Source organism: Pseudomonas sp. P105, assembly GCF_032614175.1.
GTDB lineage: Bacteria > Pseudomonadota > Gammaproteobacteria > Pseudomonadales > Pseudomonadaceae > Aquipseudomonas > Aquipseudomonas rhizophila.
Window position 1 is genome coordinate 2,110,421 of the sequence record NZ_CP126693.1, and the last position, 23,250, is coordinate 2,133,670.

Annotated in this window: 30 protein-coding genes; 29 read left to right on the forward strand and 1 reads right to left on the reverse strand. The window is 60.0% G+C overall.

All coding sequences use genetic code 11. From position 1 onward, the window contains the following. Positions 1-7: 7 nt before the first annotated feature. The 27 genes from QOM08_RS09470 to QOM08_RS09600 all read left to right on the forward strand — a co-directional run bounded on the left by QOM08_RS09470 (position 8) and on the right by QOM08_RS09600 (position 20,751). Entirely contained in the window at positions 8-223 is a 216-nt protein-coding gene (locus tag QOM08_RS09470) for a hypothetical protein (RefSeq protein ID WP_072393786.1), read from the forward strand. Between the two features lie 2 nt (positions 224-225). After that, complete coding sequence (locus QOM08_RS09475) at positions 226-1,833, forward strand: phage portal protein (RefSeq protein WP_316912878.1); 1,608 nt, start codon at positions 226-228, stop codon at positions 1,831-1,833. 2 nt (positions 1,834-1,835) lie between these two features. Then, positions 1,836-3,056 (forward strand): S49 family peptidase, encoded by a 1,221-nt coding sequence (locus QOM08_RS09480; RefSeq protein ID WP_316912879.1) that lies wholly within the window; start codon positions 1,836-1,838, stop codon positions 3,054-3,056. Between the two features lie 12 nt (positions 3,057-3,068). Continuing rightward, the gene (locus tag QOM08_RS09485; RefSeq protein WP_316912880.1) at positions 3,069-3,419 is read left to right on the forward strand and encodes a head decoration protein; all 351 of its coding nucleotides are present in this window, start codon (positions 3,069-3,071) and stop codon (positions 3,417-3,419) included. 12 nt (positions 3,420-3,431) lie between these two features. Further along, complete coding sequence (locus tag QOM08_RS09490) at positions 3,432-4,463, forward strand: major capsid protein (RefSeq protein WP_305443027.1); 1,032 nt, start codon at positions 3,432-3,434, stop codon at positions 4,461-4,463. Position 4,464: 1 nt separating this feature from the next. After that, the gene (locus QOM08_RS09495; RefSeq protein ID WP_316912881.1) at positions 4,465-4,653 is read left to right on the forward strand and encodes a hypothetical protein; all 189 of its coding nucleotides are present in this window, start codon (positions 4,465-4,467) and stop codon (positions 4,651-4,653) included. Further along, a complete protein-coding gene (locus QOM08_RS09500; protein ID WP_316912882.1) occupies positions 4,653-4,973 on the forward strand; it encodes a hypothetical protein in 321 nt (106 codons plus the stop codon). Before QOM08_RS09495 ends, QOM08_RS09500 begins: the two co-directional genes overlap by 1 nt. Further along, the gene (locus tag QOM08_RS09505; protein ID WP_188251247.1) at positions 4,970-5,632 is read left to right on the forward strand and encodes a hypothetical protein; all 663 of its coding nucleotides are present in this window, start codon (positions 4,970-4,972) and stop codon (positions 5,630-5,632) included. Before QOM08_RS09500 ends, QOM08_RS09505 begins: the two co-directional genes overlap by 4 nt. Then, the gene (locus QOM08_RS09510) at positions 5,625-6,155 is read left to right on the forward strand and encodes a hypothetical protein (RefSeq protein ID WP_316912883.1); all 531 of its coding nucleotides are present in this window, start codon (positions 5,625-5,627) and stop codon (positions 6,153-6,155) included. Before QOM08_RS09505 ends, QOM08_RS09510 begins: the two co-directional genes overlap by 8 nt. Continuing rightward, on the forward strand, positions 6,152-6,715 hold the full coding sequence (locus tag QOM08_RS09515; RefSeq protein ID WP_316912884.1) for a phage baseplate assembly protein V: 564 nt from the start codon (positions 6,152-6,154) through the stop codon (positions 6,713-6,715). Before QOM08_RS09510 ends, QOM08_RS09515 begins: the two co-directional genes overlap by 4 nt. Before the next feature lie 59 nt (positions 6,716-6,774). Continuing rightward, positions 6,775-7,023, forward strand: coding sequence for a hypothetical protein (locus tag QOM08_RS09520; protein ID WP_316912885.1), 249 nt, complete (start codon positions 6,775-6,777; stop codon positions 7,021-7,023). Between the two features lie 4 nt (positions 7,024-7,027). Then, positions 7,028-7,354 (forward strand): GPW/gp25 family protein, encoded by a 327-nt coding sequence (locus QOM08_RS09525; RefSeq protein WP_316912886.1) that lies wholly within the window; start codon positions 7,028-7,030, stop codon positions 7,352-7,354. Further along, positions 7,351-8,232, forward strand: a complete 882-nt coding sequence (locus QOM08_RS09530; protein ID WP_316912887.1) for a baseplate J/gp47 family protein — start codon at positions 7,351-7,353, stop codon at positions 8,230-8,232. Before QOM08_RS09525 ends, QOM08_RS09530 begins: the two co-directional genes overlap by 4 nt. Further along, entirely contained in the window at positions 8,232-8,840 is a 609-nt protein-coding gene (locus tag QOM08_RS09535) for a phage tail protein I (RefSeq protein WP_316912888.1), read from the forward strand. Before QOM08_RS09530 ends, QOM08_RS09535 begins: the two co-directional genes overlap by 1 nt. After that, positions 8,833-10,494, forward strand: coding sequence for a phage tail protein (locus QOM08_RS09540; protein WP_316912889.1), 1,662 nt, complete (start codon positions 8,833-8,835; stop codon positions 10,492-10,494). Before QOM08_RS09535 ends, QOM08_RS09540 begins: the two co-directional genes overlap by 8 nt. Before the next feature lie 9 nt (positions 10,495-10,503). Continuing rightward, the gene (locus tag QOM08_RS09545; RefSeq protein WP_047227265.1) at positions 10,504-10,950 is read left to right on the forward strand and encodes a phage tail assembly chaperone; all 447 of its coding nucleotides are present in this window, start codon (positions 10,504-10,506) and stop codon (positions 10,948-10,950) included. A gap of 86 nt (positions 10,951-11,036) precedes the next feature. Then, a complete protein-coding gene (locus QOM08_RS09550) occupies positions 11,037-12,200 on the forward strand; it encodes a phage tail sheath family protein (RefSeq protein WP_316912890.1) in 1,164 nt (387 codons plus the stop codon). 12 nt (positions 12,201-12,212) lie between these two features. After that, positions 12,213-12,722, forward strand: coding sequence for a phage major tail tube protein (locus QOM08_RS09555; RefSeq protein ID WP_047227267.1), 510 nt, complete (start codon positions 12,213-12,215; stop codon positions 12,720-12,722). A 65-nt stretch (positions 12,723-12,787) separates the two neighbouring features. Further along, a complete protein-coding gene (locus tag QOM08_RS09560) occupies positions 12,788-13,114 on the forward strand; it encodes a phage tail assembly protein (protein ID WP_047227268.1) in 327 nt (108 codons plus the stop codon). 100 nt (positions 13,115-13,214) lie between these two features. After that, on the forward strand, positions 13,215-15,794 hold the full coding sequence (locus tag QOM08_RS09565; protein ID WP_316912891.1) for a phage tail tape measure protein: 2,580 nt from the start codon (positions 13,215-13,217) through the stop codon (positions 15,792-15,794). A gap of 9 nt (positions 15,795-15,803) precedes the next feature. Then, a complete protein-coding gene (locus tag QOM08_RS09570) occupies positions 15,804-16,649 on the forward strand; it encodes a phage tail protein (protein ID WP_316912892.1) in 846 nt (281 codons plus the stop codon). Beyond that, positions 16,624-16,830 carry a tail protein X gene (locus QOM08_RS09575; RefSeq protein WP_053124044.1) on the forward strand — a complete coding sequence of 69 codons (207 nt, stop codon included), beginning with the start codon at positions 16,624-16,626 and terminating at the stop codon, positions 16,828-16,830. Before QOM08_RS09570 ends, QOM08_RS09575 begins: the two co-directional genes overlap by 26 nt. Before the next feature lie 63 nt (positions 16,831-16,893). Next, entirely contained in the window at positions 16,894-17,940 is a 1,047-nt protein-coding gene (locus QOM08_RS09580) for a phage late control D family protein (RefSeq protein WP_316912893.1), read from the forward strand. Between the two features lie 68 nt (positions 17,941-18,008). Continuing rightward, positions 18,009-18,572 (forward strand): glycoside hydrolase family 19 protein, encoded by a 564-nt coding sequence (locus QOM08_RS09585; RefSeq protein ID WP_316912894.1) that lies wholly within the window; start codon positions 18,009-18,011, stop codon positions 18,570-18,572. Then, positions 18,554-19,090, forward strand: coding sequence for a lysis system i-spanin subunit Rz (locus tag QOM08_RS09590; RefSeq protein ID WP_316912895.1), 537 nt, complete (start codon positions 18,554-18,556; stop codon positions 19,088-19,090). Before QOM08_RS09585 ends, QOM08_RS09590 begins: the two co-directional genes overlap by 19 nt. A gap of 591 nt (positions 19,091-19,681) precedes the next feature. After that, positions 19,682-20,476: a DNA adenine methylase gene (locus QOM08_RS09595; protein WP_316912896.1), complete on the forward strand. Its 795-nt coding sequence runs from the start codon at positions 19,682-19,684 to the stop codon at positions 20,474-20,476. Between the two features lie 83 nt (positions 20,477-20,559). After that, positions 20,560-20,751 carry a hypothetical protein gene (locus tag QOM08_RS09600; RefSeq protein ID WP_316912897.1) on the forward strand — a complete coding sequence of 64 codons (192 nt, stop codon included), beginning with the start codon at positions 20,560-20,562 and terminating at the stop codon, positions 20,749-20,751. On the opposite strand, the gene QOM08_RS09605 is transcribed toward QOM08_RS09600, so the two are convergent. Then, on the reverse strand, positions 20,748-21,449 hold the full coding sequence (locus QOM08_RS09605) for an SOS response-associated peptidase family protein (protein WP_316912898.1): 702 nt from the start codon (positions 21,447-21,449) through the stop codon (positions 20,748-20,750). The genes QOM08_RS09600 and QOM08_RS09605 overlap by 4 nt on opposite strands. 95 nt (positions 21,450-21,544) lie before the next feature. Here QOM08_RS09605 and QOM08_RS09610 point away from each other — a divergent pair, with 95 nt between their 5' ends. Next, positions 21,545-21,970, forward strand: a complete 426-nt coding sequence (locus QOM08_RS09610) for a LexA family protein (RefSeq protein ID WP_041476085.1) — start codon at positions 21,545-21,547, stop codon at positions 21,968-21,970. Further along, positions 21,963-23,240: a translesion error-prone DNA polymerase V subunit UmuC gene (gene umuC, locus QOM08_RS09615; protein ID WP_316912899.1), complete on the forward strand. Its 1,278-nt coding sequence runs from the start codon at positions 21,963-21,965 to the stop codon at positions 23,238-23,240. Before QOM08_RS09610 ends, umuC begins: the two co-directional genes overlap by 8 nt. The last annotated feature ends 10 nt before the right edge of the window (positions 23,241-23,250 follow it).

The window sequence follows — 23,250 nt, forward strand, 5'->3', positions numbered from 1 at the left end:
ATCAACCATGACTGACGCACAACTGCGCCTAGCTGAAGTTAGGGCGGCAATTTCTGACGTCCTGAAAAAAGGTCAGCGCCTGCGCCGGGCTGATCGTGAAGTACAGCTGGCAGAGCTCAACAGCTTGCGCCTGCTGGAGAAGCAATATGCCGAGCAAGTCGCCAACGAACAGGCGGCGCTGCGTGGCCGAGGCCGCAATCGCGTCTCGTACTTGGGGATCTGATCATGTGGCCATTCAGTAAGCGTGAAGGCCCGGCCGATCTGCTGATGCGCGAGGCCATTAAGGTGGCCAGGGCTTCGGTGAACGGCCAGCAGATTGTTGCTCAGGGCGGTGGCGGCGGTGTTGAAACTCGCTGGCGAGGCGCTTCGCGCATGCTGCGCAGCATGGCCAGCTGGATACCTGGCCTCGGGAGTCCGCGACGAGACTTCAATCAGAGCGAGCGGCGAATGCTGGTGGCCCGGTCAAGGGACGCCATGCGTAACCACCTGATAGCCCGCGCTGCCATCACCCGGTTGCGCACCAATGTCGTAGGCACCGGGCTGGTGTGCCGCGCCCAGGTGGACCATGAGGCCCTGGGCCTTACCGAACAGGAGGCAGACGATCTGAATGGCCGGTTGGACCGGCTTTGGTCGTTGTATGCCGATGATCCGAGAGAGTGTGATGCCGAAGCGACCCTCAATCATTACCAGTTGCAAGCCCTGGTCTTGGTGTCGTCGCTGGTCGCTGGTGATGTGTTGGTTGCCAGCCCGGATCAGGAACGTCCGGGCTGTGTCTTCAGCACGCGACTACAGTTGATCGAGTCGGATCGGGTCGGCAATCCGAACGGCGGTATGGACCGGGTCAATCTGGTTGATGGCGTTGAGTTCGATTCGCTGGGCGCGCCCGTGGCCTATCACGTCTGCACTGGCTATCCCGGCGAGCATCTGGCCGGCAAGCCGCTGAGCTGGGAGCGACTTACCGCGTTCGGTGAGGAGACAGGCCGACGGCGTGTGTTGCACGTCCTGGCGGACAAGGAACGTCCAGGTCAGAAGCGCGGGGCTCCTTACCTGGCGCCTGTGCTGGAGCCGCTGCAAAAGCTGGAGCGCTACAGCAGCGCGGAGCTTATGGCCGCCGTGATCTCCGCAATGTTCACGGTGTTCATCAAAAAGAGCTCTGATTTCCCAACCGGCAACCTGCCAATGACTGCGTTGGCGGACGAGCGCCCTGAAGGCGATGACACCACCGATGGCGAGCTGGCCCTAGGCGAGGGGGCCGTGATTGACCTCGGCGTTGGTGAAGAGCCAGTCGTAGCGAACCCAGGTCGACCCAATGCCCAGTTTGATCCCTTCTTCACCGCCGTGGTGAAAGAGATCGGCGCTGCCCTGGAGCTGCCACTTGAAGAACTCTTGCTCCATTACAGCAGCAGCTACAGCGCGGCCCGCGCCGCCATGCTTCAGGCTTGGCGTTTCTACAGTCTGCGTCGTTGGTGGCTTGCCTGTGATTTCTGCCAGCCAAGCCGTGAGCTGATTATCGACGAAGCCGTGGCTAGGGGCCTGATCGACCTACCGGGCTACGGCGACCCAGCCAAGCGCAAGGCCTACTGTCAGGCCATTTGGATCGGTCCGGCCCGTGGGGCTATTGATGAGCTGAAGGAAGCTAACGCGGCCGGTAAGCGCATCGAAATCGGCGTGAGCAACGAAACCCTCGAAACAGCGGCCATGACCGGCGAGCCCTGGCAGCAAGTGTTCCGTCAGCGTGTACGGGAAGTGGAGCAACGCCGCGCTAAAAACCTGCAGGCCCTGCCCAAGGGCGGGCTAGAAAACCCGCCTGACCCCAAATCAGAAGAGGACTGAATATGCCTCGAGCACTTGAGCTGGCTGCGTCGCAGCCCTGGCTAATGCTTCCTGACGCCCTGGATAACTTGTTGACCATCGCCGACCGCATGGGCGATCCGATGGCCCTGGCAACCCGGCGCGGCGAGCGGCTTGAAGATACCCGTAAAGTCACGATGCGAAACGGCGTGGCGGTGATTCCCATCACTGGGCCAATCTTTCGCTACGCAAACATGTTCACTGAAATCAGTGGCGCTACCAGCACCCAGGTCCTGGGCACGGACATCCAGCGAGCGCTGGACGATCCCAAGGTCCGTTCGATTGTGCTCAACGTCGACAGCCCAGGCGGTGTTGCCTCCGGCATCAATGAACTGGCCGAGATGATATTCGCGGGTCGAGAGCGCAAGCGGATCGTCGCGTACATCGGTGGCATCGGGGCGAGCGCTGCGTACTGGATCGCCTCGGCAGCGCACGAGATCGTCATCGATGAAGCCAGTCTGGCCGGGAGCATCGGCGTTGTCGTTGAGGCTGTCGTTGAAAGTGACGCTGCCAACGGCCGTAAACGCTATCAGATCGTTAGCAGCAACGCCCCGAACAAGCGGCCCGATCTCGCAACCGAAGAAGGGCGCGCCAAGATCGGTGAAACCGTGAATGCCCTCGGTGAAGTCTTCGTCGGCAAGGTGGCGCGAAACCTGAGCACCGACGCCGCCAAGGTCCCCGCAATGGGGGACTTCGGCGGATTACGCGTCGGAGCCGCCGCTGTTGAGTCGGGTCTGGCCCATCGGTTGGGCTCGCTTGAATCCCTCATCACCGAACTGGCCAAACCGGCCATCACTGTCCCAAGGAAAACCACTATGACCACCGTCCATACCACGGCGGAGCTGCGTACTGCGCTGGCCGCCGGCACTGATCCGAACTCCATAGAAATCGCCCAGGCCCAGCAGCCTGACCTCGGCGCCATTCGAGCCGAAGGCGCCGCCGCAGAACGTGATCGCATCAAGGGCATTAACGCGCTGGCCAGCAAAGGCTTCGAGAAGGAAATCGAAGCGGCTATCGATGCAGGCACCACGGTCGAGGCTACTGCCCTGCAACTGTTCAAGGCTGCCCAGGATCGCGGGATCTCCCTGCCGGCCATCAAGAGCGATGCCCAGGGTGTGGCGGCTACAACCCCAACCGGTGATGGCAAGCAAGGCGAACGCCAAGCCGCCGTCAGCGCAATCGTTGCTGGCGCTTCGCGCCGCTGACAGGAGACATTCATGAGCAACCCGGAACGTAAAACCTACCAGCCGAGCCACCTTTCTGCCGGTGACTTTCCCATTGCAATGGACACCGGCTTCATCGCCGCTGGCCAGACCCTCCTCCGGGGTTCTGTCTTGGGGCAGGTCGCCAGTTCGAAAGAGTTCGTGCTGTGCAAAGCCGCTGCTGAAGACGGCTCCCAGGTGCCCACGGCCATCCTCGACGAGGACGTAGACACCACAGGAGGGGCCAAGAGCGCGCCCATACGTTTGACAGGCCAAGTGCTGGGCTCCCAGCTCCACCTCGGTGAAGGCTTGACCTTGGCTGCAGCCAAAGCCGCCCTACGACCTCTCTGCATTTTCATCCACTGACCGGAGCACCTGATGACCGACATTTTTGACACCCTTACCATGCTCGAAGCCGTCGAGCAGATGAACACGCCTCGTCGCTTCCTGATGAACACTTTCTTCAACGGCGGCAACCCCGTTACCTTCGGCACCGAGGCTGTAACCATCGACATCATCAAGGGCCAGCGCAAGATGGCGCCTTTCGTACACCCGTCGCTGCCCGGCAGTGTCTCGCTGCGCAACGGCTTCAGTTCTGAAACGTACAAGCCACCCTACATCCAGCCCAAGCGCGAGACGCGGGCAGAACAAATCCTCAAGCGTGCAGCCGGCGATAACCCATTCTCCTCGCGAACTCCGCTGGAGCGAGCGGGCGAGCAGTTGGGACGCGACCTGATCGACCTGGACGACGAGATCACTCGCCGCGAAGAGTGGATGTGCGCTCAGGCGCTGAGCACTGGGCGCGTTCGGGTGCTGGGCGATGGCGTCGATGACACCATCGATTTTCTGATGGAGGACAGCCACAAAATCGTGCTGGGGGCAGGGCGCTGGAACACGGCGGACTCCGACCCTATTGCCAACTTGCGGCAGTGGAAGCGCCAGATTGCCAAGGATTCCGGGCGCACCGGCAACGTCGCTGTGCTCAGTGGTGAAGCCCAGGATGCTTTCCAGCGCAACGAGACAGTGTTGAAGCAGCTCAACTCTCGCCGGGTGGACATGGGCGTGATCAAGCCTGAAGAGCTGCCAGATGGCGTGACCTATCTTGGCTATCTGAACGACCCCGGCATCGACCTGTACGTTTACGACGAGTGGTACCTGGACGATGAGGGTGACGAGCAGCAAATGGTGCCAAGCGGCGGCTTGATGCTGGGCTCGACCTCGACTCGAAACGCGATGCTGTATGGCGCGATCAAGGACATCGAAGCCATTGAAAGTGGCCTCGTCGAAGCGGCCCGTTTCCCTAAAAGCTGGGTGACTCAGGATCCAAGCGCACGGTGGTTGAAGCTGCAAAGCGCAGCCCTGGCCGGGATGCTTGAGCCGAATGCCTTCGTCTTTGCAAAGGTGGTGTGAGATGGCCGCGAAAGTTGAGTACGTAGTGATCGAAGGCTGTGTGCAGGACGGTGCCAAACTGGTGCGAAAAGGTGAAGTGTACGTTCCGCCCAGCACTGAGATCCGGGATCTGTTGCTCGAAGAAGGCGTCATTGCCAAGCGCGGCAAGCTGGAGTCCGGATCCGCCGCATCGGATGACGGAGATAGCTGATGGCTTTCCGTTACCAGGTGGCAGCGATGGATGCGCAGTTGCTGGATGTCCTGGGCGACGAGGCTCTGGTCGACGGTCGCGACTTACCGGTGCCGGGATTCTTCTCGGCGCCCTGGTTGCAACCAAAGCTGGGAAGGATCAATACCGGTATACGCGAGCCAGTGTTCGCCGTCCGTATTGTTGATGCCCACCTCATTTCGGATGGCCAGTTAATCACTGTCCAACTGATGCCAGAAGACGGTGGCGGGCGTTATGTCATCGTCAAACGTGAGCCGGATGGCACCGGTTGGGTCAACTTGATTCTTCGGGAGGTGCGATGAGCGTCGGCAGTCATGTCAAATCCTCGGCCAGTTCCGGTCTGTTCACGCTGCAACTGGCTCAAGCTGATAAGGATGCGTTCTCCGACTTTGCCGCTCTTGTTCCACAAGCCGCCCGTGCAGCTCAACGGCGAGCCCTTAACAAGACGCTGCGTTGGTTGCGTACTCACATTGCACGAGCGGTAGGCCGGCAAGCTCGAATCGCCATCGCCGCTGTGCGTCAGCGACTAAAGGCTTACCCAGTCAACTCAAACGAGCAAGCCAAGTTGTGGTTTGGCGTCAATCCCATTGAGGCCAGTCGCGCAGGCCGGGTACGACAGGGACGCTCTGGCGTCTCTGTCGCGGGTCGCAAGTATCAAGGGGCGTTCTATAAGACCGTTTATGGCGGCGCGCCTGACATATGGATTCGTACCGCCAGTAAACACTTCAGAGCAAGCGACTATCCCGACAGTGACGTGTCAGGCGGCGGTGGGCCAAGTTCGGGCTGGATTGCCGAGAACGGTAGCCGCTATCCACTGGCCAAGGCCAAGATATCGCTCGACGACGTGCGGCCTCACTTTGAGGAATGGTCGCGTCGTGCGCATCAGCGACTGCTTGAGATCCTGGAGCAGGAGATGAATTTCGAGCTGCAAAAATACTTGAGGAAATCAGCCCATGTCTGAGCCCAACATTCCTCTCGACCAGCTTTACTCAGCCATTGAAGAACAGATCGCCCAGGCTATCCCCGGCTTGGCATGCATCTGCACCATGCCCGACATGCTGCAGCACGTACCCATCCCTGCAGTTGTGCTTGAGCTGGTCGAGCTGGAGCCCGGCCGGGACCCCGGCACTGGCGAAGTCGGAGTCGAGGCGCGTTTCGAAGCACGCATTATCGTCGGCAGCGATCACGAGCACTGCCAACAGGTAGCGGCTTTCATCGCGGCTCAACTGATTATTGTGCTGCGCATGCAAACGTGGGGATTGGCGGTCGAGCCTGCAGAGTTCATCCAGGCATCACAGGACTGGACCCGGCCGGAGCTCGACAGCTATGCGGTGTGGGTCGTCGAGTGGGCCCAGGGCATTTACTTAGGCAAGGAAGAGTGGCCATGGCCGAATCAGCCACCGGGAACCTTGCTTTGGGGTTTTAGCCCTGACACGGGGCCTGGCAGCGAAGGAAGCTATCAGTCACCGGAGGAAATGGCATGAGCTACCCCAGCGCACAGCATGACCGCATGCTGGCCGGCCTGGTAAAGGATTGTTATGTGGTCGCGCTGGATCTGACCGCTTCGCCGCCCGTGTGTCGGGTTTCGGATGGGGACTGGGTCAGCGCCTGGGTGCGTTGGCACAGCATCGCCGCCGGCAAAGCCCGTCATTGGCGAGCGCCCAGCATGGGAGAGCAGGGAACTCTGGTAAGTGCCAGCGGCGATGTGGCGCAGGGCACATTTATCCCCGGTCTGTATGGCAATGCCGGGGCACCTCCGGACAACCGCGACCACGTCGAGGTGTGGCGTTTCGATGATGGTGGCTCGCTGGTCTATGACTGGAAGGCCGGCACCTACACCATCACCGTGCCAAGCGGTACCGTGACCATCAAAGTCGGCGGAACCGAAGTGGTCGTAACGGACAGCGAGATCAACGCCACGGCAGGCGATATCACCCTGACCGGCAATGTGCTGATCAACGGCCCATTACAGGTCACGGGCGATATCAACGGCGGCGGGAAAATCATCGATACCGGTGGCAACACGCCGAACCACAAACACTGACTCCGACATTTATCCACAGCCCGCCACGTGCGGGCTTTCGCATTTCTGGAGCAACCCATATGAGCAAAACGCGAACAGAGACCGGGCGGACAACTGTCGACACGGCGTTGCCTGAGCCCGTCCAAACCGAGTCCCCAGCGCCCATCGGACCGGCGAGAGTGTTCCGCGACACCCGGTACACCTCACGCACGCTGATCATGCCAGACGACAGCACCTTGCCGGTCATCGCCGGCCAGGTCACAGCCTGCGGCGATGATCAATACGCCTTTCTCAAGGCGCACCCGGATATGCAACTGCTGACGGAGTAATTCCATGATCGGAGTGGACCGTCGCACGGGGCAGCCGCTGTCCGGCCAGGCGCATTTGCGGCAGTCCATCGAGGACATTCTGAGCACACCGGTTGGCGGCCGCCGCATGCGGCCGGAATACGGTAGCCAATTACGCCGCTATGTCGACCTGCCAGTTAACGAAGGCTGGAAAAGCGCAGTACAGGCCGAGGTGGCTCGCTCTCTGGGACGCTGGGAGCCACGTTTGAAGCTTGAGCGGGTCCGGGTCACTGCCGTTGTGGATGGTCAAATCACCCTGCAACTGACGGGCTCCTACATCGGTGACGGCGTGGTGCTGGAGGTAAGCGCATGAGCACTATTGATCTTTCAGCGTTGCCGGCGCCGCAAGTGCTGGAAAGCCTGGATTTTGAAGAGTTGTACCAGGGCGAGGTGACAACGTTCCGCGAGTACATGGGCGACAACTGGACCGCCCTCCTTGAAAGCGACCCGGTGACCAAGCTGCTGGAGCTGGGAGCCTATCGTCGTATGCAAAACCGGGCGAGGGTCAATGACGGGGCCAAGGCATTGTTGTTGGCTTATGCCACGGGCGCCGATCTGGAACAACTGGCGGCCAACGTGGGCCTTCAACGTCTCGTGATCCAAGCCGAAGACCTGATCGCCGTGCCGCCGGTACCTGCCGTGATGGAGGAATACGACGCGCTACGCGAGCGGATCCAGCTGGTATATGAGGGGCTGACCACGGCCGGCCCGCGAAACAGCTACATCTTGCATGCCCGTAACGCATCGGGCTTGGTGGCTGATGCCACAGCCGAAAGCCCAGCACCGGCTGAGGTGGTGGTGACAGTGTTGTCCCTGGAGGGCGAAGGGACGGCCAGCGCGGAACTGCTGGCCCAGGTAGACGCGTATCTCAGCGATGACGACCGGCGCCCCGTAGCTGATCGGCTGACGGTGCAGAGTGCTGAGATCCTGCCCTATCGGATAGATGCAGTGGTGTACCTGACCGGTACCGGTCCGGAAAACGAGGCGATTCTGGCCGAGTGCAATGCCCGCCTGGAAGCCTGGAAGAATCCCCGTCGCCGCTTGGGTGTCGAGGTGGCTCGCTCGGCCATTGACGCGCAGCTACATCTCAGCGGCGTAGCCCGCGTTGAAATCCCTGGCTGGGAGGATATTCGCCCGACCAAGGCCCAGGCGGCCTGGTGCTCGGGTTTTACCGTAACGCGAGGTGACTGATGAAAAGCTTGCTTCCGCTCAACAGCACCCAGCTCGAAAGGGCTATCGAGGTGGCCACCGACGAAACCACCGAGGTACCGCTCAGAACCTTGTACAACCCGGACACCTGCCCGGCTCATCTGCTGTACCAGTTGGCCTGGGCCTGGTCGGTTGACCGTTGGGATGACACTTGGCCTGAAGAGGTCAAGCGCTCGGTCATTCGCTCGGCGTTCTACGTTCATGCCCACAAAGGCACCATAGGTGCCCTGCGCCGGGTGGTAGAGCCATTCGGTTACCTGATTGAGGTGGTCGAGTGGTTTCAGACCGAGCCCGTAGGCCTGCCAGGAACGTTTGCCTTGAAGATCGGCGTTTCTGATGAGGGCATCAGCGAAGAAACCTATCAGGAACTGACGTGGCTGATCGACGACGCTCGACCGGTGAGCCGCCATCTGACCGGGCTGGCGATCAGCCTAGAAACCCAAGGCGATTTGAATATCGCCGTATCCCTCTACGAGGGCGACGAAATCGACGTTTACCCACCCGTCATGCGTGACATCGAGGTCACCGGCAGCTTTGGCGTGGTCGGTCGCGAACACACCATAGACACCCTGGACGTTTATTATGATTGATGCGAATTCGCAGTTTTTCGCGATCCTCACGAACGTGGGGATGGCCAAGCAGGCGAACGCCGATGCACTCGGCATTCCCTGGCTGATCACACAAATGGGCGTGGGTGATGCCAACCCGAACGGGCTGGCCGATCCGCCCAATCCGGTCCCATCGGCCAGTCAAACCAAGCTGCTCAATGAGTGGCGCCGCAAGCCGCTAAATCAACTGAAGATCGACCCGGTCAACCCGGCGGTGATCATTGCCGAGCAGATCATTCCGGCCGATGAGGGCGGTAAGTGGATCCGCGAAATTGGCCTTTACGATGCGGACGGCGATCTAGTGGCGGTGGCCAACTGCGCGCCAAGCTTCAAACCGCTGCTGTCGCAAGGCTCGGGTCGCACGCAAATCGTGCGCATGAATTTCATCGTCACCAGTACCGGCAACATTCAGCTCAAGATCGATCCGGCGATTGTGCTGGCCTCCCGGGCCTACGTGGATGCAGCCATTCTGGAAGTGCTGCCTGCGAACAAAACAGCCGGCGAATTCACCCGCGTTAAGGTCAATAATCGCGGCGTGGTGGTGTCGGGTGATAACCCGGACACACTGGCAGAGATGGGGATCACGGACACTTACACCAAGGCGCAAGTTGACGCGCTGATCGCGGAGGCTTCGGCCCTGCCGGTCGGCACGATGGTGGGCTTTCCGGTAAACAAAGTGCCGCCCGGTTTTCTGGAGATCGATGGTAGCGTCAAAAGCATTGCGGCCTATCCCGATCTGGCGGCGTTTCTCGGTACAGCCTTTAACAAGGGCGACGAGGGCGTCGGCAATTTCCGCTTGCCGGAATCGCGCGGCGAGTTTTTGCGCGGCTGGGACCATGGGCGCGGCGTGGATGCTGATCGCGCGATTGGCACATTTCAAAAGGGCTCCTATCTCTATATGGAGAAGGCGGCGACAACGTCAGTGGATCGCTTCACGTCTAGCATTTTGTATGGCGTCACAGCGGACAAGGCGGCAAAAGAGCGCCTTGGATGGGATGCCACTACCGCAGGTGATTATGGTGGTGCGCAAAGCCTTGGTGTGAACGAGGTCCTTGTTAACACTGTTGGCCCAAGCGCGACAGCTCCGGCTGAATCATCTGTTGACTCAAGCGCGTTTGTTGTAGGTGCTTCGCGACCGCGCAACTTGGCGGTTATGTGGTGCATCAAGGCCTGGAACGCACCGATCAATCAGGGAAACATTGATATCGCGGCGCTGGCTGTATTAGCTGGTCAAGCAACCGAAATCAATCAAGGAACTGCGCGATTTGGCACGCCCTCCGAGCAAGTAGCTGGCCTTCTGAAAAACGTTATATCTAACCCGGCCGGGGTGTTGGCGCTTCTAGCTGCGTGGTTCCCTAAACGAACATTCGCGGCGAGTGACTACATTCGAATCCCGGATGTGCCGGGCGGGCTGATCATTCAGTGGGGGGAGGCCATGGCAACAAGTTCAGCTCATACAGTCACCTGGCCAACCCTATTCCCCAATGCGGTGCGCCAAGCCATTGGCTTTGACTACACCAATAGTTCGCCGTTTTACACCATTACTACCGATATGACCGCTTTTACCAATTCTTCCGGCCGATTCGTTTCTTCCGGGACATTCGGGCATTTCGGGTTTTTCGCCATCGGGTACTAAGGATCTGCTATGTACTATTCAAGTTCAGCCAACGGCTTCATTCCGGCCGCCTGGAAGACTGACGGGACTTATTCTTCCGAATCCTGGCCAGCGGACGCAGTCCTGCTGACCGAGGAAGAGCAAGCGATTTACTGGAAGCAATCCCCGCCAGAAGGCAAGCAGCTTGGCTCCGAGAGTGGTCGGCCTACGTGGGTTGATTTGCCACCGCTTACCTTCGCTGAGATTGAGGGCGCTGAGCGCTCCTGGCGTGACGGTGAACTGGTGGCGGTCATGTGGCTGCGAGAGCGGCACCGTGACCAGCAAGAGATAGGTGGAGAAACGACCATCACTGCCGAGCAGTTCGGCGAGCTACTGGTGTACATGCAGTCTCTTCGCGACTGGCCGCAATCTCCGGACTTCCCGGTTAGTGCGCATCGGCCAGTTGCGCCGGCCTGGGTCGATGCTCAAACCGAATAAACGCCCCGCATTGACGGGGCGTTTTCTTTTCCGCTTCACCCACTCAAGGCCCTGCATTGCGGGGCTTTTTCGTATCTGGAGAATCTATGAGCTTCTTTCATGGCGTGACCGTCACGAACGTCGACACCGGTGCTCGTGTTATTGCGTTGCCGTCATCCTCGATCATTGGCCTGGTTGACACCTTTGTGCCGGCGCCGGCCTACAGCGCACAGCCGAATGACCTGGTGATGATCACCAACGAACGCGAAGCAGTGGCCGCCTTCGGGCCCGACTCGGCAATGACCAAAGCCTGCAAGGCCATCTACATCCGAGCCAAGGCGGTGATCGTGGCCTGTGGTGTGGCCGTGCTGGAGAATCCAGCCGAACAAATCTCGGCGATCATCGGTGGCGTGCAGGCCAACGGTAAGCGTACCGGTCTGCAAGCGCTGCTGGATGGTAAAAGCCGTTTTAACGCCCAGCCGCGGCTGCTGGTGACCCCCAAGCACAGCTCGACCCTAGCGGTCGGTACGGCTCTGGTTGCACTGGCAGATAAGCTGCGCGGCCTTGCCATCCTCGACGGCCCGAATACGACGGACGAGGCCGTCATGGCTTACGCCGAGAACTTCGGTGCCAAGCGGGCGTATCTGGTCGATCCCGGTGTGCAGTATTGGGACACCACAGCGGACGCTACGGTCGATGCGCCGGGCTCTGCCTGGGTGGCGGGTTTGTTCGCCTGGACCGATAGCGAATACGGCTTCTGGGCTTCGCCTTCGAACAAAGAATTTGTCGGCATCACCGGCACCACGCGGCCCATTGAGTTTCTGGACGGTGACGAAACCTGCCGGGCCAACCTGCTCAATAACGCCAATATCACCACGATCATCCGTGACGATGGTTTCCGTCTGTGGGGCAACCGCACCCTGTCGAGCGATCCGAAGTGGGCGTTCGTGACTCGCGTGCGAACCATGGACATCGTCATGGACGCAATTCTGTACGGCCACAAATGGGCGGTCGACCGTTCCATTACCGCGACGTACATCAAGGACGTGACCGAGGGGCTGCAAGCCTTCATGCGCGACCTGAAAGCCCAAGGCGCAATCATCAACTTCGAGGTGTTTGCCGACCCTGAGCTGAACACGGCCAGCCAGCTGGAGCAGGGCAAGGTGTATTGGAACATCCGCTTCACCGATGTACCTCCGGCCGAAAACCCCAACTTCCGCGTAGAGGTCACCAACCAATGGCTGACCGAAGTCCTCGACACCGCCGCTTAAGGAGCGACCTCAATGGCAATGATTCCCGAAACCCTGGCGAACCTGAACTTGTTTGCCGACGGCGTCAGCTTCCAGGGCGATGTGCCGAGCCTGACGCTCCCCAAGCTCACGCTCAAGATGGAGGAGCATCGCGGCGGTGGCATGGACGCGCCGGTCGAGCTGGACATGGGCATGGAAAAACAGGAAGCGAATTTCACCACCACGGGAGTGCGCCGTGAGTCGTTGAAATTCTTTGGCTTGGCCGACGGCACGGCGTTCAACGGTACGTTCCGGGGGGCCTACAAAGGGCTCAAAGGCAAAGTCACACCGGTCATCGTCACTCTGCGCGGCACCTTAAAAGAGGTCGACATGGGTGACTGGAAAGCAGGCGACAAGGCCGAGATCAAACATGCCGTCGGGCTGACGTACTACAAGCTCGAAGTGGACGGCCGAACCGTCTACGAGATCGACCCCATCGGCATGCGCCGTGTAATCAATGGCGTTGATCAACTGGCCGCTCAGCGTTCCGCATTGGGCCTCTAATCCCCCTTGATACCCCGCCTAGCGAGTCGCCGGGCGGCGGTTCCTCTGTTTAAGGACACACCTCTATGAGCAGTACCGCAATTCCAAGCTGGATGACCCTGGCCGCTGACCGCGTCACCGTGAAACTGACTGTGCCATCTGAAGCCAATGGCGTGCGTGTCGATACGCTGAGCCTCCGAGCACCGACCGTACGTGACCTTCGCATTGCCCGCCAAACAGCGCCTAATGATGAAGAACAACAAGATTTGAATTTGTTTGCCTCCCTGGCCGAAGTCAGTACCAAGGATCTGGATGCCTTGACGCTGAAGGACTTCAACCGCATACAGGCCGGCTATTTTCGCCTGGTGCGAGAGGATGAACTTCAACCCGAAGGTGCAGAAGCAACTGGCTAAGCGTCTAGCTGCCGAGTTGAATTTTTCCGCCGCTGAAATCTTGTCCATGCCGTTCTCCGACATGGTCTGGTGGCTCTCAGACTGAAACAAGGGGTAGACGATGGCAAACAAGCTGGCGTTATCGCTGGTGATTGGCGGCGCTGTCAGTTCGACAATGGCGTCTGCCTTCCGCACGGTCGAAGGCCACATCAAAAAGCTGGAGGACAAAGGCAACAAGGCCAAGGTGCTCAAGAGCACCATTGGCGAAACCATTCGCCTGCGCGATGAATGGAAGCGGGCGCATGACAGCGGTGCAGCCTCGGCCGATGGCCTGTTGCGCAAGCTCAACGGCAACCTTGATGCCCTGCGCAAGCAGGGAGTGGAGGTAGGCAGGCTGGGGCAGGAGTACCAGCGCCTTGGCCGTGCAGCTAAAGCCGCCGATCTGCAGCTCAAAGGTCACCAGCAGCTCGATGCCGGCAAGAAAGGGCTCACGTCGAGCATTGGCCAGGGTGTCGTCGCCACAGGCCTGGCGGCGATTCCGACCAAGGTCAGCGCTGATTATCAGGCGATCATCCGCGACATCGCGATCAAGGCGGATGTGGTCAACAAACCGCAAGAAACACAGCTTAGCCAGACAGTAATCCAGACCTCTCGCGATACCGGCATGGCCCGTAACGACGTGGCGGACCTGGTGAACCAGCTGGTCGGTGCCGGTATGGACCTCAAGCAGGCCATGGCCTACGCGCCGACGGCGGCGAAGTTTGCCATCGGCCAGGGCGCCTCCGGCGTCGACACGGCCAGTATGATCATGGCGCTGCAGCAAAACGCCAAAATCAATGACCCCAAGGTGATGCAGCAAGCCCTGGAAGCCATCGCCTACCAAGGGCAGGCAGGGAGCTTCGAGGCCAGTGATATGGCCCGTTGGTTTCCTCAGTTGCTGGCGAGTATGGAGAAAAACGGCAGCACCGGCATGGAAGCGGTCAGCTCTCTGGGAGCGATGCTTCAAGTCCAGATGAAAACGGCCGGTGGCTCTGATGAAGCGGCCAACAACCTCAAAAACTGGATGGAAAAAATCGGCTCGGGGGATGTGGTCAAGGCGTACAAGGATGCCGGCATTGACTATCAAGGCTCTCTGAGCACTGGGATTCAAAAGGGCATGTCGACCCTGGAGTCCAGCTTCGCCCTGGCGATGAAATACATCCAGGCCACCGACCCGGCGAAGGCCGCGAAGATGGCCGAGGCCCAGGCCAAGATCAGCAAGGAGACGGATCCGGAGAAGGCCAAGGCGGCGCTCGATGCGCTGGAGAAATCCCTGCGTACCGGTGACCTGTTCGCCGACATGCAGGTCAAGGCGGCGCTCACGGCTTACTCGCAAAACAAGTCGCTGTACGAGCAGTTGAAAAAGGATTCGCAGTCCTCTGGCGGGATCCTCGATAAGAACCTGGCCGAGCGGCGCGAAACGTCGAAACAGATGTGGGACGAGCTGGGCCAGGCGGTTAGCGATGGCATGCGCAGCGTGGGGGACGCCATTCGCCCGGCGACCGATGCGGTCGCCCAGGGGCTGACCTCAATTGTGCGTGGGCTGACCAAGCTTTCGGATGGTTCGCAACCGGTGGTGCTTGGCATCGCTGGCATCACCGCCGGCCTGTTGGCACTCAAGACCGCCGCCAGCGCGGTCAAGATCGGTAAGGGGCTGTACAACATCAGTCGCGGCCGGGCGATGGAACGAGGCGCGGGCGCCCTGGGTGACGCTGTCGCCAAGGCTCCTAAAACCGGTATCAAGACGGTGGATAAGGGGCTGGGAGTCCTCGGTAAGTTGATGGGGGCCGGCAACGATCCTGCAGCAGGGAGCAGCAATGAGCCGCAACGTGTGTTTGTCGTCAACGCTGATGCAATAGGCCGGGCTGGTTCTGGTCCAGGTGCAAATCCTGGCGGCGGTTCCGGCAGGCGTCAGCGTGGCCGACGAGGTCGCCGTACCGGTATTGGGACCACCCCGCGTCGGCGATTAACCGCCCGGGTGCCCAGTCCTCCGGCCGTGTCACCCCCTGCCGCTATGTCTGTCATGCCAAAGGTGGGGCTGTTGGCTGCTGCGCCTATGGCTGCTGCGGCGGAGGCAGCGTCCGGTGGCTCGCTCGGCCGTGCGGTTCAGTCGATCAGGGGCGTCACCCGAGCCACCAAACGTATCCCCGGCGGTAACGTACTTGATGCAGGGGTGGGGGTCTTGGATACCGCGCTCAACGCCACGACCCAAGACGAAAAAGCCGAGGGTTATGGCGGTGCCGCTGGTGGTTTGGCGGGCGCACTGGCCGGCGGCGCAGCAGGTGCCGCTATTGGTTCGGTGGTGCCGGTCATCGGTACTGCAATCGGGGGCTTAATTGGTGCCGCTTTGGGTGGCCTGGGTGGCGAAAGTATCGGCGGCTTCTTGGGTAAGTCCTGGTTTGGTAGTGATGGTAAGGCCGAGGAGGCCAAGCCTCCCGAAGTTGCCAAACCAGCTGAGCCAACTCCGTCGGTGCCACCCAAGGTTGAGCAGGCTTTCAGCTTTTCGCCGCAAGTCTCCATCACCGTGCAAGGCGATGTAAAAGACCCGGCGCAGCTGGCCCGGGACCTGGAGCCGCATCTGCGCCAGTTGATGGAGTCCTTCTCCCGGGACGTGGCCGCCCGCCAAGCGTCGAGTCAGTTGTTCGATTCCCCTCACGTTTAAGGAGGTGCCATGGCCTACATGGAGCAACTGCAATCGGTGTTCAAATCACTACTTGCAGCGGGGGAGGCTGGCCGTACCAGCCTCGATGGCATGCTGGGCCCGCTCAATGGTGCAATCAGCGACATGACCGGCGCCGCCTCGGAGCTGGAGGGGGTGCCCTTCATTGGGCCGGCCATCGGCGCCAAGGTGCAACGGACCATGCGGGCCATCAACGCGGCGCAGTCCACCGTGGGCCAGGTGGCGGCGAAGTACAACCAAGCCGTCACCGCAGCCGGCCAAGTCCAAGAGCGGCTGGGTTCGCTCAAGGAACAGGCAGGCAAGGCGGGTGCGGCGATCAATCGCATCGCTGGCCAGGTGAGCCCATCGCTGAGCAACATCATGCCCACGGGTTCATTTGCCCCACAGCTGACACCTGCGGCCGAGGCGGTGAAGCCGTTCCCGCACCTGCTGATCATGCAGCCCCTGGAGCCGAACGCGCAGCCGTACTACTTCAACCTGGATACGGCGGCATTCGAGGAGCTACGTCGGCAGACGTCGTTTCGTTGGGCAGGCCAGGAACGGCTGACACGCAGCATCGCCCAGCAGGCGGTCGGCCAGGGAGAGGACAAGATCAGCCTAAAGGGTGCGATTTTTCCGGGCTTCAAAGGTGGGCTCAAACAGCTGGACACCTTGCGCACCATCGGGCGACGTCTGCAGCCGGTGAACCTAACCACCGGCTACGGCGAAGTGCTCGGCACCTGGTGCCTGCTCAACATCGAGGAAGAGCAAAGTAACCTGCTCGCGGGTGGTATTCCGCGTAAGCAATCCTTTTCACTGGAGTTTGTGAGCTATGGCGACGACCTGCAGAACGTCTGACGGGGATCTGTTGGACACCGTCTGTCATCACTATTACGGCCATCTGAATGGCACGGTGGAGGCTGTGCTTGCCGCCAATCAAGGCCTGGCCGATGAACCTCAACCGTTTCGCGCTGGTGTGATCATCCTGCTGCCGGATCTGCCAGCGCAGACGCTGGAGGATATCCAGCTGTGGGATTGACCAGCATCGTCGCACCTCACGAACCCCGCCCCGTGCGGGGTTTCTCTTTTCTGGAGTATCACCATGAAGCCGACCTATCGCATCGTTGCGGACGGCAAGGACATCACCGCGTTGATCAATGATCGATTATTGAGTCTGCGCACCTCGGACAAGCCGGGCATGGATTCGGATGACTTCGAGTTGCGGATCGATGATCGTGATCAAGCGGTTGCGCTGCCCACGCGGGGGGCGGGTATCGAGGTTTATCTGGGATATACCGGTCAGGCCCTGACCCGTCTGGGGCGCTACACCGTCGACGAGATCGAGTTGTCGGGGCCGCCTGACACGATGGTGATCCGTGGTAAAGCCAGTGACATGCGTGGCAGCGGCAAGACCGTGCGCAGCGGGTCCTGGGAAAACGTGCCCCTGCAGCAGATTGTCCGCGACGTGGCAGCCCGCAATGGATGGCAGCCGGTGTGCCCGGTGCAAACAAAAGTGCCTCGAGTCGACCAACTCAACGAGTCGGATTACAACTTCATCACCCGCCTTGCCAAACAATATGACTGCACGGCCAAGCTGGCCGACGGCAAGCTGTTGGTCATGCCTCGACAGGGCGGCCAGACCGCGAGCGGCAAGAACCTGAGCCCTGTGGTTTTGAGGCGTGCGGATCTGAGCCGCTATCAATTCCGCCTCGGCGACCGCAATACGCAAAAGGCCGTACGCACTAAGCACCAGGATAAAAAATCCGGCGCGCTTAAGGTGGTCGAGCTGGAAAACGACGACCTGCCGAACGGCCTGCCAGCGGTCCATACCGACCGGCATATCTACCCCAACAAGTCAGCCGCCGAGCAGGCCGCCAAGGCGCGCTTGGCTGCGTTCAATCGCAGCAGCGCAGGGGTTCGCCTGGAAATGGCCGGCCGCACGGATGTATTTGCCGAGCGGTCGATCATTGTCCAGGGGATCAAGCCCGGGCTTGATGGTGAATACCTGGCTGAGGCGGTGGAGCAACTGTTCACCTCCAGTGGCTGGACCACCACCGTCGAGTGCAACGGCGGCAAGAAGGGCAAGGCCAATGCCAAAGGTAAGAAAAAGAAGAAGGAAGCCAAGCCGGTCAAGGTCGTCCAGCTTTAAGCGCACTCAGCACCACCCTCAAACACAACCGCAACCCGCCATCGAGCGGGATTTTTTTTGGAGCCCCCATGCCACTCACTGAGCAGCAACTACAGCGCATCATGCCCAACGCCCGCCGCCAAGCGGGCGTTTTCGTATCGGCCCTGAACGCCGCCATGGCACACCGACAGATCGATACGCCAAAGCGGCAGGCGGCATTCCTGGCCCAGGTTGGGCATGAGTCCGGCCAACTGCAGTACGTGCGGGAGCTGGGAGGCGATCAATACCTCAGCAAATACGACACCGGTACGCTGGCTTCGAAACTCGGCAACACCCCCGAGCCCGACGGCGATGGCCAGCGCTATCGCGGTCGCGGCTTAATCCAGGTTACCGGTGCCCACAACTACCTGCGCTGTAGCTTGGCGCTGTTCGGAGACGAGCGCCTGTTGCGCACGCCCGAACTGCTGGAGCTGCCCCAATGGGCGGCCGAGTCGGCTGCATGGTTCTGGTGGATCAGGGAACTGAACGTGCTGGCTGATCGTAATGAGTTCGAAATGATCACCCGGAAAATCAACGGCGGGCTCAACGGCTTGGCAGATCGTCTGCAGCTGTGGGAGCGGGCGAGGGCGGTGCTATGCGTCTCGTCGACCTGATCCCGCTGCAATACCGCGTGCTGGTCGCCGGGCTTCTACTGTGCGCTTTGGTCGCCGTTTCGGCAGCCATCGCCTGGACGGTTCAGGGCTGGCGATACGGTCAGCAGCTCGAAAAACAAGCCCGGCTCCACATCGAAACCCTCAACCAGATCACCCTGGCCTCGGCCGCGCTGCAGCGTACCGAGCAGGACAAGCGCCTGGCCCTGGAACAGCAACTGGCCGCCAATGACCAAACCCACTATCGAGCCCTAACAGATGCCCAACGTGATCAGGATCGCCTGCGTGATCGCCTCGCTACTGCTGATGTCCGGCTGTCAGTCCTACTCGACGCCACCGATACCGCTAACGGCTGTGCAGTGCCAGCCTCCACCAGCGCCGGCGGCGTGGTTCATGGAGCCACACGCGCCCGACTTGACCCGGCGCATGCTCAACGAATTATCGGTATCACCGATGCCGGCGACCGGGGGTTGATAGCCTTGGCAGCTTGTCAGGCGTACGTGCGCAACATCGGTTGGTAATTATAAGTACTGGGGGAGGGAAAAGTTCGAGTGGCCACGCCCGTGTGCGTGACCACCCTAGCTTTAGACTTTCGCTAGCACGAAGGCGGCCAGGAGGCACAGTGCGACAGCGGCTACTGGACCCAAGCCGTGAATGCATAGCACTCCGACCACGCCACCGAACGCCGTGAGGCGTCCCGCTAAAGCTGCTGAACCTTTTTGTTCAGAAATACTCATCGTATCCCTCCCAAAAATTGCCACCCGTCCCTAATTGCGGTTGATTTGGGGAGGCTGGTTCAGACCTGCCGTTTGTGTGAGACCGGCACAGTGGACGGCAACCCAACCGGTTAGTAGGCGGCAGCAGTAAAAATTGCTTCCGTCATAAAACCGTAAATCGGATCCAATAATGCCCGATATTGCTAGGTTCAACAATATGCATTGCCCATAGAAATCCTAAGGTAAAAAGAGCGGCCGCCCCAGATGCGCCAACATCCGGAGCGGTCGCCGTCCCCGCAGATTATCCCTGCAAGTCCAGCCGAGGCTCTTTGCTCCGTGCACAAAGCGCGGCGAGCCTAGCACCTGTTTATTTATACAGTAAAGGTCTTGCTTTCAATGACTTCACCCATTATTCCTTGGATGGGCGGCAAGCGCCGCCTGGCCGACCGCCTTATCCCGCTTTTTCCTCCTCACGAATGCTATGTCGAAGTCTTTGCCGGCGGTGCCGCGCTTTACTTCATGCGACCCCAGGCCGCCCCGGTTGAAGTCCTGAACGACATCAACGGCGACTTGGTGACGCTCTATCGCGTCGTGCAGAACCACCTGGAAGAATTCGTGCGCCAGTTCAAGTGGGCGCTCAGCTCCCGCCAGGTATTCGAGTGGCAGAAAATGACCCGTTCTGAAACCCTCACCGACATCCAGCGCGCCGCCCGGTTTTTCTACCTGCAGCACCATGCCTTTGCCGGCAAGGTCACCGGGCAGACGTTCGGCACCGCGACCACTGGCCCGGCCATCAACCTGCTGCGGATCGAGGAGAACCTCTCGGCCGCATGGCAGCGACTGTCCGGCACCTACGTCGAAAACCTCCCCTGGCTTGATTGCGCTGAGCGCTACGACCGCGCTCATACGTTCCACTACATGGACCCGCCGTACTGGCAGACCGCAGGTTATGGCGTAGACTTCCCGTTCGAGAATTATGAGCGGATGGCTGACTTTATGCGCCGCTGCAAGGGCAAGGTAATGGTCAGCATCAACGACCACCCGGACATCCGTCGTGTGTTCGAAGGCTTTCACTTCGAGACGTTGGACATTCGGTACAGCAACACGAACCAGCGTCAGGGCAAGGCTGAGGTCAGCGGTGAGCTGGTGATCTTGAACTGGGAGCCGGCGGCGTTGGGAGGGCTGTTTTAATGGTTGTCACGCTCGATCTGATCCGCTTGCTATGTGATTACGCTGGAGCGTTACTGTGGTCACGCAAACGAAGGACCAAGACCATGGAAACCGAAACCGCTGACAAATACTTGAACATCTTCCCCTCCGAGCTGCTGGCGGCGGTGGCACGCGGGGAGGTGGATCTGAATCACCGGGCCGGCGTGGTGCTGGCTGGGCGAGGGTTGGACCAGAACGCACGCTGGGTGGGATTCCCAGAGGCGGCCCGCCTCCTGGATCAACGTAGTCAGGCTTAATTTTCTTCCAGACTCCAGGGGAGCAACAGCTGTGCTCCCTGGTTTTTGACGTTCCCCACCTCTTTGCCCACGGCATACCATTCGAAATCGGCTTCCGGCCGGGAACGGTCTCTTGCAATTTCCTCTGCGTGCCCTGGGCTAAGATCCAGGTCAAGCCACTCCCGCGCTTGCTCAGGTGATAACACCAGCGGCCTACGGTCATGGATATCCAACATGCCCTGATCGCATGACGCGGTAATGATTACGAAGCCATCGCCGTCTTGCTCGTCCAAACCTGGACGGGTCTGTGCGAGCGCCCCAAAGAACATTGGCTTCTGATCCTTCAATCGGATGAAATAGGGTTGTTTTTTCTTCGGGTCATTTGGATCTTTAACCCACTCATACCAGCCCTCGCTGGGCACCAGTGCGCGCCCGGCCGGCCAAAGCTGTTTGAAAAACTTTCCCGTCGTAACGGTCTCGATCCTTGCATTGATGGGATCTGGACGTTTCCCCTTCGCCCAAAAGGGCGCCCATCCCCACCTCACTGGCGTGATATGAACACCTGCATATGTGCTGTGCAGGATCTGCACGCGGGTAGTCGGAGCCACGTTGTACCGGCTGATCGGCTCCGCGTCGTACCCGCCGAACAATGGCCGCTGAGGGCCTAGCTCCTCCATAAACACCGCCATCTCCTCGTACTGCACGAATCTCCCGCACATGAGCTGTCCCGCCTGTCAGATTTTTCCTATACAAATTGACCGCGAAACTTGTACAAAGTTAACTGTATGTTCGTACAGTATTTGGATCGTGCGTCATGAGCTTTTCAATTCTAGGCCCTATTGCCGAGGGTGGCTTGAAGCTGCCCTTGTGTTCGTTTCGAGTGCCTGCCGGGTTTCCGTCCCCGGCGGCGGACCACATCGAAGCGCACATCTCATTGGATGAGGTTCTGAACATTCGTGCTCCGCATGTCTACCTGGTTTCTATCGCCGGGGAGAGCATGCAAGGCGCTGGGATCTTTGAAGGGGACCTAGCCGTCGTGGACCGTGCGATGGAACCTGCGCATGGCCACATCGTCGTGGCGCTGCTGAACAACGAACCTGTGTGCAAACGCCTGTGCATTCGTGGGAAGGAGGTGATTCTCCTGTCGGAGAACCCAAAGTATCCACCGAGGTACGTGCTCGAGGGCGACGAGCTGATCATCTGGGGTGTCATTACCTGCAGCGTGCGCAGCCATGTCTAAAGCCCAACCTGTTTTCGCCCTGATCGATTGCAACAGCTTCTACGCCAGTTGCGAAAGAGTGTTCCGCCCGGACTTGGCCCGCGTGCCCATCGTGGTGCTGAGCAACAACGACGGCTGTGTGATTGCCCGCAGCTACGACGCCAAGCCCTACGTGAAGATGGGCGAGCCGTATTTCCAGATTAAGCACAAGCTGCAGAAACACGGCATCGTCCCGTTCTCGTCGAATTACGCGCTCTACGGGGATATGAGCGAACGCGTGATGACCCTCATTGAATCAATGGTGCCTGCCGTCGAGGTTTACAGCATCGACGAAGCCTTCGCGGATCTCACCGGCATCGACGGCCGGGATGCCCTCGGCCGGAAGATCCGCAGCCAGGTGCTGCGCTGCACCGGCATTCCGGTCGGGGTTGGGATCGCTCACACGAAAACCTTGGCAAAGCTGGCGAATCACACGGCCAAGCGCCTGCAGGTGCAAACAGGCGGCGTGGTTGACATTTGCGACTCGTTCAAGCGTGACTGGGTGCTGCGTAACACCGATGTGTCCGAGGTCTGGGGCGTCGGTCGCAAGATGAAACTTCACCTGGATGCCATTGGTATCAAGACGGCGATGGACCTGGCGAAGGCCGACCCATGGACGCTACGCAAGAAGTTCAGCGTGGTGATAGAGAAGACCGCCCGCGAGCTGGCCGGCACGCCGTGTCTGGAGCTGGATGAGCCGGACCCGCCGAAGCAGGAGATTTGCTGTAGTCGGATGTTTGGTAAGCGGCTCACGGAGCTAGCACCGCTAAAGGAAGCGGTAGCCACCTACATGATGCGTGCTTCGGAAAAGCTCAGGGCGCAGAAGTCGCTGTGCAAGAAGATCCGCGTCAGCATCCGCACAGGCATGTTCAACCCGGAGGAGGCGAAGTACGCCAACGGTGTTCTGATTGACATGCCGTACCCCACCGACGATGTGCGGCTGCTGACCAAGGCTGCGGTAGATGCGCTTGACCGGGTCTATCGGGCAGGCTTCAAGTACAGCAAGGCTGAGGTGCTGTTGATGAGCCTCTGTCAGCAAGGCGAGTACACCGACGACCTGTTTGCCACCTCCCAGCCTACCGACGCCACGAAACTGATGGCGGTATTGGACCAGATCAACGGGCGATGGGGTGGGGGGACACTCAGATCAGCCAGCGTACCCGTCAACCCTGACTGGGGTATGCGTCGGGAGATGATGAGCCAGAGCTACACGACCAGGCTGGACCAGCTATGGCGGGTGTCCTGTCGATGATCAATGCCCC

Excerpts from the sequence above, each read along its gene's own strand:
- QOM08_RS09605 (WP_316912898.1), bottom strand. The coding sequence starts at position 21,449 with ATGTGCGGGAGATTCGTGCAGTACGAGGAGATGGCGGTGTTTATGGAG.
- QOM08_RS09595 (WP_316912896.1), top strand. The coding sequence starts at position 19,682 with ATGACTTCACCCATTATTCCTTGGATGGGCGGCAAGCGCCGCCTGGCC.
- QOM08_RS09530 (WP_316912887.1), top strand. The coding sequence starts at position 7,351 with ATGAGCACTATTGATCTTTCAGCGTTGCCGGCGCCGCAAGTGCTGGAA.
- QOM08_RS09580 (WP_316912893.1), top strand. The coding sequence starts at position 16,894 with ATGAAGCCGACCTATCGCATCGTTGCGGACGGCAAGGACATCACCGCG.
- QOM08_RS09575 (WP_053124044.1), top strand. The coding sequence starts at position 16,624 with ATGGCGACGACCTGCAGAACGTCTGACGGGGATCTGTTGGACACCGTC.
- QOM08_RS09515 (WP_316912884.1), top strand. The coding sequence starts at position 6,152 with ATGAGCTACCCCAGCGCACAGCATGACCGCATGCTGGCCGGCCTGGTA.
- QOM08_RS09570 (WP_316912892.1), top strand. The coding sequence starts at position 15,804 with ATGGCCTACATGGAGCAACTGCAATCGGTGTTCAAATCACTACTTGCA.
- QOM08_RS09500 (WP_316912882.1), top strand. The coding sequence starts at position 4,653 with ATGGCTTTCCGTTACCAGGTGGCAGCGATGGATGCGCAGTTGCTGGAT.
- QOM08_RS09560 (WP_047227268.1), top strand. The coding sequence starts at position 12,788 with ATGAGCAGTACCGCAATTCCAAGCTGGATGACCCTGGCCGCTGACCGC.
- QOM08_RS09550 (WP_316912890.1), top strand. The coding sequence starts at position 11,037 with ATGAGCTTCTTTCATGGCGTGACCGTCACGAACGTCGACACCGGTGCT.
- QOM08_RS09480 (WP_316912879.1), top strand. The coding sequence starts at position 1,836 with ATGCCTCGAGCACTTGAGCTGGCTGCGTCGCAGCCCTGGCTAATGCTT.
- QOM08_RS09505 (WP_188251247.1), top strand. The coding sequence starts at position 4,970 with ATGAGCGTCGGCAGTCATGTCAAATCCTCGGCCAGTTCCGGTCTGTTC.
- QOM08_RS09540 (WP_316912889.1), top strand. The coding sequence starts at position 8,833 with ATGATTGATGCGAATTCGCAGTTTTTCGCGATCCTCACGAACGTGGGG.
- QOM08_RS09510 (WP_316912883.1), top strand. The coding sequence starts at position 5,625 with ATGTCTGAGCCCAACATTCCTCTCGACCAGCTTTACTCAGCCATTGAA.
- QOM08_RS09590 (WP_316912895.1), top strand. The coding sequence starts at position 18,554 with ATGCGTCTCGTCGACCTGATCCCGCTGCAATACCGCGTGCTGGTCGCC.
- QOM08_RS09565 (WP_316912891.1), top strand. The coding sequence starts at position 13,215 with ATGGCAAACAAGCTGGCGTTATCGCTGGTGATTGGCGGCGCTGTCAGT.
- QOM08_RS09495 (WP_316912881.1), top strand. The coding sequence starts at position 4,465 with ATGGCCGCGAAAGTTGAGTACGTAGTGATCGAAGGCTGTGTGCAGGAC.
- QOM08_RS09610 (WP_041476085.1), top strand. The coding sequence starts at position 21,545 with ATGAGCTTTTCAATTCTAGGCCCTATTGCCGAGGGTGGCTTGAAGCTG.
- QOM08_RS09555 (WP_047227267.1), top strand. The coding sequence starts at position 12,213 with ATGGCAATGATTCCCGAAACCCTGGCGAACCTGAACTTGTTTGCCGAC.
- QOM08_RS09535 (WP_316912888.1), top strand. The coding sequence starts at position 8,232 with ATGAAAAGCTTGCTTCCGCTCAACAGCACCCAGCTCGAAAGGGCTATC.
- QOM08_RS09470 (WP_072393786.1), top strand. The coding sequence starts at position 8 with ATGACTGACGCACAACTGCGCCTAGCTGAAGTTAGGGCGGCAATTTCT.
- QOM08_RS09520 (WP_316912885.1), top strand. The coding sequence starts at position 6,775 with ATGAGCAAAACGCGAACAGAGACCGGGCGGACAACTGTCGACACGGCG.
- QOM08_RS09600 (WP_316912897.1), top strand. The coding sequence starts at position 20,560 with ATGGAAACCGAAACCGCTGACAAATACTTGAACATCTTCCCCTCCGAG.
- QOM08_RS09525 (WP_316912886.1), top strand. The coding sequence starts at position 7,028 with ATGATCGGAGTGGACCGTCGCACGGGGCAGCCGCTGTCCGGCCAGGCG.
- QOM08_RS09490 (WP_305443027.1), top strand. The coding sequence starts at position 3,432 with ATGACCGACATTTTTGACACCCTTACCATGCTCGAAGCCGTCGAGCAG.
- QOM08_RS09475 (WP_316912878.1), top strand. The coding sequence starts at position 226 with ATGTGGCCATTCAGTAAGCGTGAAGGCCCGGCCGATCTGCTGATGCGC.
- QOM08_RS09545 (WP_047227265.1), top strand. The coding sequence starts at position 10,504 with ATGTACTATTCAAGTTCAGCCAACGGCTTCATTCCGGCCGCCTGGAAG.
- QOM08_RS09485 (WP_316912880.1), top strand. The coding sequence starts at position 3,069 with ATGAGCAACCCGGAACGTAAAACCTACCAGCCGAGCCACCTTTCTGCC.
- QOM08_RS09585 (WP_316912894.1), top strand. The coding sequence starts at position 18,009 with ATGCCACTCACTGAGCAGCAACTACAGCGCATCATGCCCAACGCCCGC.
- umuC (WP_316912899.1), top strand. The coding sequence starts at position 21,963 with ATGTCTAAAGCCCAACCTGTTTTCGCCCTGATCGATTGCAACAGCTTC.